The organism is Bacillus sp. IS1, from assembly GCF_032461585.1.
Taxonomy (GTDB): domain Bacteria; phylum Bacillota; class Bacilli; order Bacillales; family Bacillaceae; genus Bacillus; species Bacillus velezensis.
The window spans coordinates 25,045-37,701 of record NZ_JAWCWR010000010.1; the positions used below are offsets into that span (position 1 = coordinate 25,045).

A 12,657-nucleotide genomic window follows, 5' to 3' on the forward strand; every position below is an offset into this window, starting at 1 on the left:
CTAGACCAAAGCGTTTTTCTGTTCTTGCAGAAAATAGAGAGGAGGGCCCATATGGACAACATTCAAACCTTTATTAAAGAAAGCGATGATTTTAAATCCATTGTCAACGGTTTACATGAGGGGCTGAAGGAACAGCTGCTTGCGGGTCTGTCAGGTTCCGCGCGTTCTGTTTTTACCTCCGCCCTTGCACAGGAAACGAAAAGGCCGATTTTCTTTATCACCCATAATTTATATCAGGCCCAAAAAGTGACGGAAGATCTGACGGCGCTTCTCGGGGATCAATCTGTTTTTTTATACCCCGTAAATGAATTGATTTCTTCAGAAATTGCGGTAGCGAGCCCTGAACTGCGCGCTCAGCGGCTTGATGTCATTAATAGATTAACAAACGGAGAAGCGCCGGTCGTTGTGGCGCCCGTTGCGGCAGTGAGAAGAATGCTTCCGCCGAAGGAGCTGTGGAAAAGCAGCCAGCTCGTCATTTCACTCGGAGACGAAATAGAACCGGATCAGCTGTCCGCGCGCCTTGTAGAGGTGGGGTATGAGCGTTCCGATATGGTTTCTGCACCCGGTGAATTCAGTATTCGCGGCGGAATTATCGACATTTATCCGCTGACGTCGGAGCATCCGGTGCGAATTGAACTGTTTGATACGGAGGTCGATTCCATCAGAAGCTTCAATTCTGATGACCAGAGATCAATTGAGACGCTCAAACATGTGGCGATCGGACCGGCGAAGGAATTGATCATCAGGGCGGAGGAAAAAGCCCGTGCGATGGAAAGGCTCGATAAAGGGCTTGCCGACAGTCTGAAAAAGCTGAAGCAGGACAAACAAAAGGAAATGCTTCATATCAATATCTCACATGATAAAGAACGGTTATCAACGGGACAGACTGATCAGGAACTTGTGAAGTATCTCTCGTACTTTTACGAAAAGCCTGCTAGTTTGCTAGATTATACACCGGCAGACACGTTGTTACTGTTAGACGAGGTCAGCCGCATTCATGAAATGGAGGATCAGCTGCAAAAAGAAGAGGCCGAATTTACGACAAGTCTGCTCGAGGAAGGGAAAATTCTGCACGACATTCATTTATCCTTCAGCTTTCAGGAGCTTATGAGCGAAAAGCGGCGCCCGGCTATTTATTATTCATTATTTTTGCGTCATGTCCAGCATACAAGCCCTCAGAATATCGTGAATGTGACAAGCAGGCAGATGCAGAGTTTTCACGGGCAGATGAATGTGCTCGCAGGTGAAATGGAGCGCTTTAAGAAATCAAACTTCACCGTCGTCTTTTTAGGCGCGAATAAGGACAGAACCGACAGATTGGCATCCGTGCTGGCTGATTACGAAATTGAAGCCGCAAAAACGGACAGCTCCAAAGCGCTTGTGCAAGGACAGGTCTATGTCATGGAAGGCGAGCTGCAATCCGGTTTTGAACTGCCGCTGATGAAGCTGGCCGTCATTACGGAGGAAGAGCTGTTCAAAAACCGAATTAAGAAAAAGCCGAGAAAGCAGAAGCTGACAAATGCCGAACGGATCAAAAGCTATTCCGAGCTTCAGGTCGGTGACTATGTCGTCCACGTCAACCACGGGATCGGTAAGTATTTGGGGATCGAAACACTAGAAATCAAAGGCATTCATAAAGATTACCTCAACATTCATTATCAGGGCAGCGATAAGCTGTACGTCCCTGTAGAACAAATCGACCAGGTGCAGAAGTATGTCGGCTCTGAAGGAAAAGAACCGAAGCTTTATAAACTGGGCGGCAGTGAATGGAAACGGGTGAAGAAAAAAGTTGAAAACTCCGTTCAGGATATTGCCGATGATCTGATTAAGCTTTATGCGGAACGGGAAGCAAGCAAAGGCTATGCGTTCTCGCCGGATCATGAAATGCAGCGGCAGTTCGAATCTGCTTTCCCTTATCAGGAAACAGAGGACCAGCTCCGTTCCATTCAGGAGATTAAAAAGGACATGGAAAGAGAGCGCCCGATGGACCGTTTGCTTTGCGGTGATGTCGGTTACGGGAAGACGGAGGTAGCCATCCGAGCGGCCTTTAAAGCGATCGCAGACGGAAAGCAGGTCGCGCTTCTTGTGCCGACGACAATACTCGCGCAGCAGCATTATGAAACCATTATGGAGCGTTTTCAGGACTATCCGATTAACATCGGTCTTCTCAGCCGATTCAGAACGAGAAAAGAATCCAATGAAACGATTAAAGGCCTGAAAAACGGAACGGTAGACATCGTAATCGGAACCCACAGGCTCTTATCTAAAGACGTCGTCTATAAAGATCTCGGCTTGCTCATCATTGATGAAGAGCAGCGCTTCGGCGTAACGCATAAGGAAAAAATCAAACAGATCAAAGCCAATGTCGATGTGCTGACTCTTACAGCGACGCCGATACCGCGTACGCTTCATATGTCCATGCTCGGTGTGCGAGACTTATCTGTTATTGAAACGCCGCCGGAAAACCGTTTCCCTGTTCAGACATATGTCGTGGAATACAACGGCGCGCTTGTGCGGGAAGCCATCGAAAGAGAACTGGCGCGCGGAGGACAGGTATATTTCTTGTACAACCGCGTGGATGACATCGAGCGGAAGGCTGATGAAATTTCCATGCTTGTTCCCGATGCGAAAGTGGCATATGCCCACGGAAAAATGACTGAAAATGAATTGGAAAGCGTCATGCTCAATTTTCTGGAAGGGGAATCAGACGTCCTTGTCAGCACGACTATTATTGAGACAGGCGTAGATATACCGAATGTCAATACCTTGATTGTGTTCGACGGAGACAAAATGGGGCTGTCTCAGCTGTATCAGCTGAGAGGACGGGTCGGCCGTTCCAACCGCGTCGCTTACGCGTATTTTACGTACCGCAGAGACAAAGTGCTCACTGAGGTGGCGGAAAAACGGCTGCAGGCGATTAAAGAATTTACCGAGCTGGGATCTGGCTTTAAAATCGCCATGCGTGACTTGACGATCAGGGGAGCGGGGAACCTTCTCGGCGCCCAGCAGCACGGCTTTATTGACTCAGTCGGTTTTGACCTGTACTCGCAAATGCTCAAGGAAGCGATTGAAGAGCGGAAAGGCGATATTCCGAAAAGCGAACAGTTTGAGACAGAAATCGATATCGAGCTTGACGCGTATATTCCTGAAAACTATATACAAGACGGCAAGCAAAAAATCGACATGTACAAACGCTTCAGGTCAATCGCCACAATTGAGGAGAAAAATGAGCTTCAAGATGAAATCATCGACAGGTTCGGCAGCTACCCTAAAGAGGTTGAATGGCTGTTTACGGTTGCTGAGATGAAGGTATACGGAAAATATGAACGCGTCGAACTCATCAAGCAGGATAAAGACGCGATCAGATTTACCATTTCTGAAGAGGCCAGCGCACAGATTGACGGCCAGAAATTGTTCGAACTCGGCAATAAATACGGCCGGCAGATCGGACTGGGAATGGAAGGGAAAAAGCTGAAAATCTCAGTACAGACGAAAGGCCGCAAAACGGAAGAGTGGCTGGAGACCGTGCTCGGCATGCTGAAAGGCCTTCAGGGTGTGAAGAAAGAAACAATCGCGTCTTCATAAAAATTGTTACTCTCTGGTGTATATTACATTTGATGTGACGGATACTAATTTCAAGCGAGTGGCGGAAGCTACATAAAGTAAAGAGCTTTAGTACTTTCCCTTAAATATCATCACATGAAAGAGAGGCACCAGAGAGATGAAAGCTACAGGTATCGTACGTCGTATTGATGATCTAGGACGGGTCGTCATTCCTAAAGAAATTCGGAGAACACTGCGAATCAGGGAAGGAGACCCGCTTGAAATATTCGTTGACCGCGACGGAGAAGTTATATTGAAAAAATATTCTCCTATCAGTGAGCTTGGCGATTTTGCGAAGGAATATGCAGATGCATTGTATGACAGTCTCGGCCATTCCGTCTTGATTTGCGACCGTGACGCGTATATTGCCGTTTCAGGCAGTTCGAAAAAAGAATTTCTGAACAAAGCCATCAGCGATTTGCTCGAAAAAACGATGGATCAGCGCAGCTCAGTGGTAGAAAACGACGTGAAGTCCGCGCAGCTTGTTAATGACATTGATGAAGATATGAGCTCCTATACAATAGCCCCGATCGTGGCAAATGGCGATCCTATCGGCGCCGTGGTCATCTTTTCCAAGGAACAGGCGCTTGGTGAAGTAGAACATAAAGCGGTAGAAACGGCAGCCAGTTTTTTGGCGAGACAGATGGAGCAGTAGGTCTTATTACCATTATTGAAATAAGAAAACGGAGAAAGAGCAGCTCTTATACAAGTGCTGTTCTTTTTCATATTCATATGTGCTCTCTATCGGTTCGGCCGTTAGGATTGTGATATAATAAGCTCGTTTTATAGACGTAATTTTCTAGCGGCTGGAAGGAGCTTTTGGATGAACGATTCAGTTGGCGCCAAGCGGCAATCGGCATGGAAAGGTGCTTTTGTGCTCGTCGTTGCGGGTATCGTGACGAAGATATTAAGCGCCGTGTACAGGGTTCCTTTTCAGAATATTGTCGGTGACGTCGGATTTTACATTTATCAGCAGGTGTATCCGTTTTTAGGGATCGCGGTCATGCTGTCAACATCCGGTTTTCCGGTAATTATCTCAAAATTAATGAACGATTATAGCGATCATAAACAAAAAATAATGAAAATTTCCGCCCTTTATGTCACGGCGGCCGGACTTGTTCTGTTTGCGCTCATGTATGCCGGTGCGGCGCCGTTGGCCGGTTTTATGGGTGACGCCCGCCTTGTGATGCTGATAAGGGTCGCGGCGTTCGCTTTCATACTGTTTCCGTTTACGGCGGTTTTCAGGGGGTATTTCCAAGGCGTGCATGATATGATGCCGTCAGCCTTATCCCAGATTACGGAACAGCTTCTTCGCGTGGCGGTGCTTCTCGGTTTATCCTTCTGGCTTTTGAAAAGCGGCCGTTCATTATACGCGGCTGGTGCGGGGGCGGCCTCGGGATCAATTGCCGGAAGCTTGGCAGCCCTTTGTGTATTGGCTGTTTTCTGGTATAAGCGGGAAGAAACCAAGAAAGACGGCGGACATATCGAAACGGCCGTCATTATAAAAAAGCTGCTGCTTTATTCAGTCACCATCTGTATCAGCAGTGTACTCATGCTTTTGATTCAGCTTGTAGACGCCTTAAACTTATATTCACTGCTTTCAGACGGGACGGAGAGCCATGCCGCGAAACAGCTGAAAGGCATATATGACCGCGGACAGCCGCTCCTTCAGCTGGGAACCGTGTTTGCCGTCAGTATCGCCGCGTCATTGGTTCCTTCAATTTCAAAAGCGGTGCATGAGAATAAGCCGTTTATCATAAAAGAGAAAGCGACATCAGCCGTCAAGCTCTGCCTTGCGGTAGGGATCGGTGCATCAGCCGGGCTTTTTTGCATTTTAGAGCCGGTGAATATCATGCTTTTCCAAAACAGTGAGGGGACGCAGACCTTACAAATATTCAGCTTATCTATCTTTTTTGCCTCGATTGCGCTTACGGCAGCCGCGATTCTGCAAGGAGCGGGACATACCGTTTTCCCCGCCGTATCTGTTTTGGCGGGAGGGGCGCTGAAATGGGTGCTGAATGTTTGGCTGGTCCTCGGCTGGGGTATTACAGGAGCGGCACTGGCGACCGTCTTGGCATTTGCCGCAGTTGCGTGCCTGAATCTCCGGAGAATTTGGTCGAAGGGCTGGCTGACGAATATCGGCGGCGTGATTGCCCGTCTATGCTGGTGCAGCCTGCTGATGGTCTTCTTTCTGCTCGTATATATGAAGCTTTGGCAGTTATTTGTTCCTGTCAGCAGGGCCGGAGCTGTATGTGAGAGTCTGTCTGCGTCAGTCATCGGAGGGCTATTGTTTATTTATTGTATGATAAGAATGAAGATTTTCACGGACGAAGAGCTGAGCGGCCTTCCTTTCGGCAGTGCTTTAAGCAAATTGAAAAAGAGGAGAGAAAAACATGGCAGGTAACATTACGGTCGTCGGCCTCGGCGCCGGAGACATGGATCAGTTGACAGTGGGCGTACATAAGCTGCTGACTCAGGCGAAGCATTTATATATAAGAACGAAAGACCACCCTTTGATTCCGGAATTAGAGCAAGAGACGGAAGCGGACATCCGGTATTTTGATGATATTTATGAAAAACATGATCAGTTCGAAGCGGTCTATGAAGAGATCGCGGACATTCTGTTTGAAAAAGCGAAGCAAGAGGATATCGTCTACGCTGTACCCGGGCATCCGTTTGTCGCTGAGAAAACCGTTCAGCTGTTATTTGAACGCCGGGAAGAACAACAGATAGCTGTTCATACTGCCGGAGGGCAAAGCTTTCTGGATGCCACTTTTAATGCATTGCGAATTGATCCGATTGAAGGGTTTCAATTTACGGATGCGCAAACAATGACGCCGGATGAGCTCGAACTCCGCCATCACCTGATCATTTGCCAGGTTTATGACCAGATGACGGCCTCTGAGGTAAAGCTGACGCTTATGGAGAAATTGCCTGACGATTATGAAGTGGTCATCGTCACGGCAGCCGGAAGCAAGGGAGAAAAGATGACCAAGGTGCCTTTGTTTGAACTTGACCGCAATGTAGAAATAAATAACTTAACAAGCGTGTATGTTCCGCCGATTAAAAAAGAAGAACTCCTTTACCAGGAATTTTCTGCATTCCGAAGTATTATTCGCGAGCTTCGCGGGCCGAACGGCTGTCCGTGGGATCAAAAGCAGACACACCAGTCATTAAAGAAATATATGATTGAGGAATGCTACGAACTGCTTGAGGCCATTGACGAAGAGGACACGGATCACATGATAGAAGAACTCGGGGACGTCATGCTTCAGGTTATGCTGCACGCCCAGATCGGAGAAGACGAGGGGTATTTCTCAATTGATGATGTCATCAGAGACATCAGTGCGAAGATGGTCAGACGGCATCCGCACGTGTTTAAGGATGTTAAGGTTCAGGATGAACATGATGTCGTCGCCAACTGGGAAGAAATCAAAAAGGCGGAAAAGCAAACAACATCCTCTTCATTGCTGGATGCTGTGCCGAAAACACTGCCTTCTCTTGCAAAAGCGGCCAAGCTTCAGAAAAAAGCCGCGAAAACCGGCTTTGACTGGGATGACGTTCAGGATATATGGGATAAAGTAAATGAAGAGCTGAAGGAATTTTCTGCAGAGGCTTCCGCCGAATCAGCAGATGAAATCAGCTTAAAAGCTGAATTCGGCGATGTTTTATTTGCATTGGTCAATATCGGCCGATACTATAAAATTGAGCCTGAGGAAGCGCTCGCCATGACAAATGACAAATTCCGCAGACGCTTTGCTTATATTGAGAAAGAAGCGGCAGCAAAGGGACTTGAATTGACCGCAATGTCACTTGAGGAAATGGACAAATTGTGGGATGAAGCAAAAGAAATGGAGAGGAGATTCTGATATGAGACTTGATAAGTTTTTAAAAGTATCCAGATTAATTAAACGCCGCACATTGGCGAAAGAGGTCGCCGATCAAGGGAGAATCACCGTTAACGGGAATCAGGCGAAAGCCAGCTCAGACGTAAAAGCCGGTGATGAACTGACGGTCCGCTTCGGCCAGAAGCTTGTCACCGTGAAGGTAAACGAATTGAAAGAAACAACGAAAAAAGAAGAAGCCGCGGGCATGTATACAATCGTCAAAGAAGAAAAACTCGGCGAATAGGCTTGTTCTAAACAAGGCTCCCGCCTCATACAATGCAGTAATAATGCTAAAAGTATCGAGGATATGGGGGCTGAATAGATGAATTCATATTATGAGCAAAAAGGTTCTTCTTCTGTTCCGGAACAGCATGATGTAACGATGAAAGGGAGAAAGCATTTAGACATTTCGGGCGTCAAGCATGTAGAAAGTTTTGACAACGAAGAGTTTTTGCTGGAAACAGTTATGGGAATGCTTTCCGTCAGAGGCGAGAACCTGCAGATGAAAAACCTTGATGTGGAAAAAGGGATTGTATCTATAAAAGGCAGGGTGTTTGACCTTGTATATTTAGACGAGCAGCAAGGGGATAAAGCTAAAGGGTTTTTTAGCAAGTTGTTTAAATGACACTGACGACCCAATTTTATACGATGCTGGCAATGACCGGTATGGGCGCCTGGCTCGGAGCGTCGCTTGATACATACAGGCTGTTTGTCAGCCGCGCCAAAACGGCCAGATGGCTGTTATTCATTCATGACATTCTCTTTTGGATTGTACAAGGTCTGATGTTTTTCTATGTGCTGCTCAACGTGAATGAAGGAGAACTCAGGGTATACATTTTCTTGGCTGTCTTACTGGGTATTGCGACGTACCAAAGCCTGTTTAAACGAATGTATATAAAAATACTGAAATTTGCCATTCATCTTGCGGTGTCTCTTTACCAATTCGCAAAAAAGCTCATTCAGCACGTGCTGTTCCGTCCGGTGCTTCTGCTCTTTAAGCTGCTCATCGGGCTGATCACGGTTATTTCTTTATACTCCTATCGGGTGAGTGCCTTTTTTGCGAAGTGTCTTTTTAAGATCGTAGCTTTTTTGCTGTATCCGCTGTTCTTCCTGTTGAAACAATTATTGAAACTTCTTCCTGAAAAATGGCGTCTTACTTTCAAACGATATTTTCAAAAAAGTGCAGGATTTTCACAAAAGAGCAAGAAACTAATCATAACAATCAGATCGACCATGATACGTATTTTGAAAAGGTGAAAGGAGGACCGTCTGGTTTGAATCTATCTAGAGAACGTACAATAACTGAAATTCAAAACGACTATAAAGAGCAGGTTGAACGGCAATCCCAGCTTATGAAAAGAAGGCGGAAAGGGCTTTTCAGACGGTTGATCGTATTCGGCGCCCTTGTGTTGTTGACGGCTATTGTCTTAGCGGGTTCTCTGTGGTCACAGACCTCTTCCCTTAGCGCAAACGAAGAAAAGAAAGCTCAGCTGGAAAAACAAGTGAAAAAATTGAACGCGAAACAGGCTGATTTAAAAGATGAAATTTCCAAATTAAAGGATGAGGATTACGTCACAGAGCTTGCCAGAAGAGACTTGTTTATGTCAGGAAATGGTGAGATTCTCTTTAATGTAGAGAAGAAGAGCAAGTAGCCTTGTTGACACTTAAATTTTTATTTAGGTATAATTAAACAAACGATCTTTTTATAAGCCTAAGGAGGAGCACTTTTTTTATGTCGATTGAAGTTGGCAGCAAGTTGCAAGGGAAAATAACAGGTATTACAAATTTCGGAGCATTTGTTGAATTGCCTGGAGGCTCAACCGGTCTCGTTCATATCAGTGAGGTAGCCGATAATTATGTAAAAGACATTAACGAGCATTTAAAAGTCGGCGATCAAGTTGAAGTGAAAGTCATCAACGTTGAAAAAGACGGGAAAATTGGTTTATCAATTAAAAAAGCTAAAGACCGTCCGCAAGCCAGACCTAGAAATGATTTCCGTCCGAAAGAATCTTTTGAACAGAAAATGAACAAGTTTCTTAAAGATAGCGAAGACCGCTTATCATCTTTAAAACGAAACACGGAATCAAAACGTGGAGGGCGCGGAGCAAGAAGAGGATAACTTGCTGCTTTCTATAAATACATGGAGCATCCGTCTATCCCAGCGGGTGCTTTTTTTGTATGCGTCCGTATAGTCAGAAAATTAAAACTTTAAAGTTTCTGTTGACGAGATGAAGAAACCTTTGTATTATATAACTTGTGCTTATAAGCACCTATATGGCGGTGTAGCTCAGCTGGCTAGAGCGTACGGTTCATACCCGTGAGGTCGGGGGTTCGATCCCCTCCGCCGCTACCATATATATCCGGCCCGTTGGTCAAGCGGTTAAGACACCGCCCTTTCACGGCGGTAACACGGGTTCGAATCCCGTACGGGTCATCAAGCGAATCGGCTTCTGCAACAGAAGCCGATTTTTTCATATTTAGACAACTTTTTGAGAAATGTCGGAGGAAATACGAAAGGAAAGGGGAACAAGGGAGAAAGCGTCGAAGACTTCTTTGGAATTGTTACCTTCTTTTGACAAAATCCTATCTGGGCTTTCATTTATAATGACAAGCAACGAATAAAACAGGTGGGGGATGAGAGCAATGGAAAAAGCGGAAAGAAGAGTGAACGGGCCGATGGCGGGACAAGCTCTGGAAAAACTGCAATCGTTTTTTGAAAAGGCGGCAAAGCTTACAGTCCATCAAGCGCATTCACTTTTTTTCTATAAGGGGTTCATTTATGTCGTGATCGGTTTTTTACTTGGACGGGCTTTCATATTATCTGAGGTTCTTCCGTTTGCACTGCCGTTTTTCGGAGCGATGCTGTTGATCAGAAGAGATAAAGCCTTCTATGCTTGTCTGTCTTTACTTGCGGGCGCTTTAACCATTTCGCCGAAACACTCTTTATTGATTCTCACAGCTTTGGCCGTCTTCACTCTATTTTCGAAAATCGGTACATATATCGTGCAGGACCGGGTGAAGATGCTGCCGATCGTGGTGTTTTTCTCTATGGCTGCCGCGAGAATCGGATTTGTTTATTTTGAAAGCGGCGCTTTTACCACCTATGATTATGTGATGGCTGTTGTCGAGGCGGGCCTGGCCTTTATTTTGACGCTGATCTTTTTACAAAGCCTGCCGATCTTCACGATCAAAAAAGTGAAGCAATCGTTAAAAATAGAAGAAATCATCTGTTTTATGATCTTGATCGCATCCGTTTTAACCGGGCTTGCCGGTGTTTCATTTCAGGGAATGCAGGCTGAACATATCCTGGCCCGCTATGTCGTGCTGAGTTTTTCCTTTGTCGGCGGGGCAAGCATCGGCTGTACGGTCGGTGTTGTGACCGGACTGATCCTCGGGCTTGCGAATATCGGGAATCTCTATCAAATGAGTCTGCTTGCGTTTTCCGGGCTTCTTGGCGGGCTGCTGAAAGAAGGAAAGAAAGCCGGCGCCGCAGTCGGATTAGTGATCGGCTCACTGCTGATTTCATTATATGGAGAAGGATCTGCCGGATTAATGACCACTCTTTATGAATCTTTGATTGCCGTTGTTTTGTTTTTGATTACGCCCCAATCGATTACGAAAAAGGTGGCGCGATACATACCGGGCACTGCTGAGCACAGTCAGGAACAGCAGCAGTACGCAAGGAAAATCAGAGATGTCACCGCCCAGAAAGTAGACCAGTTCTCCAATGTGTTTCATGCCTTGTCGGAGAGCTTCGCCACCTTTCATCAGACGTCTTCTGATGAGCAGGCGGAAGAAGGGGAAGTGGATCTCTTTTTAAGCAAAATCACCGAGCATTCCTGCCAATCCTGCTATAAGAAAAGCAAATGCTGGGTTCAAAACTTTGATAAAACATATGACTTAATGAAACAAGTTATGCATGAAACAGAAGAAAAACAGTATGCCTCAAACCGCAGATTAAAAAAGGAGTTTCAACAGCACTGCTCCAAATCCAGACAGGTGGAAGAGCTGATTGAGGACGAACTTGCCCACCATCACGCCCATCTGACACTGAAGAGAAAAGTTCAGGACAGCAGAAGGCTTGTTGCCGAGCAGCTGTTGGGGGTTTCTGAGGTCATGGCGGACTTTTCTCGGGAAATAAAACGGGAGAGGGAGCAGCATTTTATTCAGGAAGAACAAATGATAGAGGCGCTTCAGCATTTCGGAATCGAGATTCAGCATGTCGAGATATACAGCTTGGAGCAGGGCAATATTGATATCGAAATGACAATCCCGTTCAGCGGAGGACACGGCGAGAGTGAGAAAATTATCGCCCCGATGCTGTCTGACATTCTTGAGGAGCAGATACTTGTCAAAAGCGAACAGCACTCGACTCATCCGAATGGCTACAGCCATGTCGCGTTCGGTTCGACCAAGTCGTACCGGGTATCGACAGGCGCGGCTCATGCGGCAAAAGGCGGCGGCCTTGTCTCCGGCGACAGCTACAGCATGATGGAACTGGGGGCGAGAAAGTATGCGGCCGCGATCAGTGACGGCATGGGCAATGGGGCGAGGGCCCATTATGAGAGCAATGAAACGATTAAGCTGCTCGAAAAAATTCTCGAATCAGGTATTGATGAAAAAATAGCGATCAAAACGATCAACAGTATTCTGTCTTTACGGACGACAGACGAAATCTACTCAACTCTCGATCTTTCTATCATTGATCTTCAGGATGCAAGCTGCAAATTCTTGAAGGTCGGTTCAACGCCAAGTTTTATCAAGCGGGGAGATCAAGTTATGAAAGTACAGGCCAGCAATCTGCCGATCGGCATCATCAATGAATTTGATGTAGAGGTTGTAAGTGAACAGTTAAAAGCGGGAGATCTGCTCGTCATGATGAGTGACGGTATTTTTGAAGGGCCGAAGCACGTTGAAAACCACGACCTGTGGATGAAACGGAAAATGAAAGGGCTGAAAACCGAAGATCCGCAGGAAATCGCTGATATATTAATGGAAGAGGTCATCAGAACGCGTTCCGGCCAAATCGAAGACGATATGACGGTGGTTGTTGTCCGGATTGATCACAACACGCCGAAATGGGCTTCCATCCCGGTGCCGGCGGTTTTCCAAAATAAAAAGGAGATTTCTTAATCCTTTCGTATAAATCACTTTCCTTCTGGCGAAG

Annotated in this window: 10 protein-coding genes and 2 tRNA genes; all 12 read left to right on the forward strand. The window is 46.2% G+C overall.

Features of this window, described 5'->3' with window-relative positions:
* The first annotated feature begins 51 nt into the window (after positions 1 to 51).
* The 12 genes from mfd to spoIIE all read left to right on the forward strand — a co-directional run bounded on the left by mfd (position 52) and on the right by spoIIE (position 12,623).
* Positions 52 to 3,585 carry a transcription-repair coupling factor gene (gene mfd, locus RUW00_RS21340; RefSeq protein WP_280144799.1) on the forward strand — a complete coding sequence of 1,178 codons (3,534 nt, stop codon included), beginning with the start codon at positions 52 to 54 and terminating at the stop codon, positions 3,583 to 3,585.
* A 136-nt stretch (positions 3,586 to 3,721) separates the two neighbouring features.
* Positions 3,722 to 4,258, forward strand: a complete 537-nt coding sequence (spoVT, locus tag RUW00_RS21345) for a stage V sporulation protein T (RefSeq protein ID WP_004264646.1) — start codon at positions 3,722 to 3,724, stop codon at positions 4,256 to 4,258.
* Positions 4,259 to 4,426: 168 nt separating this feature from the next.
* Positions 4,427 to 6,007 carry a putative polysaccharide biosynthesis protein gene (locus tag RUW00_RS21350; protein WP_061861764.1) on the forward strand — a complete coding sequence of 527 codons (1,581 nt, stop codon included), beginning with the start codon at positions 4,427 to 4,429 and terminating at the stop codon, positions 6,005 to 6,007.
* Positions 5,997 to 7,472, forward strand: a complete 1,476-nt coding sequence (yabN, locus tag RUW00_RS21355) for a bifunctional methyltransferase/pyrophosphohydrolase YabN (RefSeq protein WP_280144800.1) — start codon at positions 5,997 to 5,999, stop codon at positions 7,470 to 7,472. The genes RUW00_RS21350 and yabN overlap by 11 nt, the downstream gene beginning before the upstream one ends.
* Before the next feature lies 1 nt (position 7,473).
* Positions 7,474 to 7,734, forward strand: a complete 261-nt coding sequence (locus tag RUW00_RS21360; RefSeq protein ID WP_007409934.1) for an RNA-binding S4 domain-containing protein — start codon at positions 7,474 to 7,476, stop codon at positions 7,732 to 7,734.
* A gap of 78 nt (positions 7,735 to 7,812) precedes the next feature.
* Positions 7,813 to 8,115, forward strand: a complete 303-nt coding sequence (yabP, locus tag RUW00_RS21365) for a sporulation protein YabP (protein ID WP_004264638.1) — start codon at positions 7,813 to 7,815, stop codon at positions 8,113 to 8,115.
* Entirely contained in the window at positions 8,112 to 8,747 is a 636-nt protein-coding gene (yabQ, locus tag RUW00_RS21370; RefSeq protein WP_014416729.1) for a spore cortex biosynthesis protein YabQ, read from the forward strand. Before yabP ends, yabQ begins: the two co-directional genes overlap by 4 nt.
* Before the next feature lie 17 nt (positions 8,748 to 8,764).
* Positions 8,765 to 9,142 (forward strand): cell division protein DivIC, encoded by a 378-nt coding sequence (divIC, locus tag RUW00_RS21375; protein ID WP_014416730.1) that lies wholly within the window; start codon positions 8,765 to 8,767, stop codon positions 9,140 to 9,142.
* 80 nt (positions 9,143 to 9,222) lie between these two features.
* Positions 9,223 to 9,609, forward strand: a complete 387-nt coding sequence (locus RUW00_RS21380) for a S1 domain-containing RNA-binding protein (RefSeq protein ID WP_004264630.1) — start codon at positions 9,223 to 9,225, stop codon at positions 9,607 to 9,609.
* Between the two features lie 157 nt (positions 9,610 to 9,766).
* Positions 9,767 to 9,843, forward strand: a tRNA-Met gene (locus RUW00_RS21385).
* Positions 9,844 to 9,852: 9 nt separating this feature from the next.
* Positions 9,853 to 9,924, forward strand: a tRNA-Glu gene (locus RUW00_RS21390).
* A gap of 209 nt (positions 9,925 to 10,133) precedes the next feature.
* On the forward strand, positions 10,134 to 12,623 hold the full coding sequence (spoIIE, locus tag RUW00_RS21395) for a stage II sporulation protein E (RefSeq protein WP_007409936.1): 2,490 nt from the start codon (positions 10,134 to 10,136) through the stop codon (positions 12,621 to 12,623).
* The last annotated feature ends 34 nt before the right edge of the window (positions 12,624 to 12,657 follow it).

Bases quoted from the DNA above. Each gene is read 5' to 3' on its own strand.
- mfd (WP_280144799.1), top strand. From the start codon at position 52: ATGGACAACATTCAAACCTTTATTAAAGAAAGCGATGATTTTAAATCC.
- spoVT (WP_004264646.1), top strand. From the start codon at position 3,722: ATGAAAGCTACAGGTATCGTACGTCGTATTGATGATCTAGGACGGGTC.
- RUW00_RS21350 (WP_061861764.1), top strand. From the start codon at position 4,427: ATGAACGATTCAGTTGGCGCCAAGCGGCAATCGGCATGGAAAGGTGCT.
- yabN (WP_280144800.1), top strand. From the start codon at position 5,997: ATGGCAGGTAACATTACGGTCGTCGGCCTCGGCGCCGGAGACATGGAT.
- RUW00_RS21360 (WP_007409934.1), top strand. From the start codon at position 7,474: ATGAGACTTGATAAGTTTTTAAAAGTATCCAGATTAATTAAACGCCGC.
- yabP (WP_004264638.1), top strand. From the start codon at position 7,813: ATGAATTCATATTATGAGCAAAAAGGTTCTTCTTCTGTTCCGGAACAG.
- yabQ (WP_014416729.1), top strand. From the start codon at position 8,112: ATGACACTGACGACCCAATTTTATACGATGCTGGCAATGACCGGTATG.
- RUW00_RS21380 (WP_004264630.1), top strand. From the start codon at position 9,223: ATGTCGATTGAAGTTGGCAGCAAGTTGCAAGGGAAAATAACAGGTATT.
- spoIIE (WP_007409936.1), top strand. From the start codon at position 10,134: ATGGAAAAAGCGGAAAGAAGAGTGAACGGGCCGATGGCGGGACAAGCT.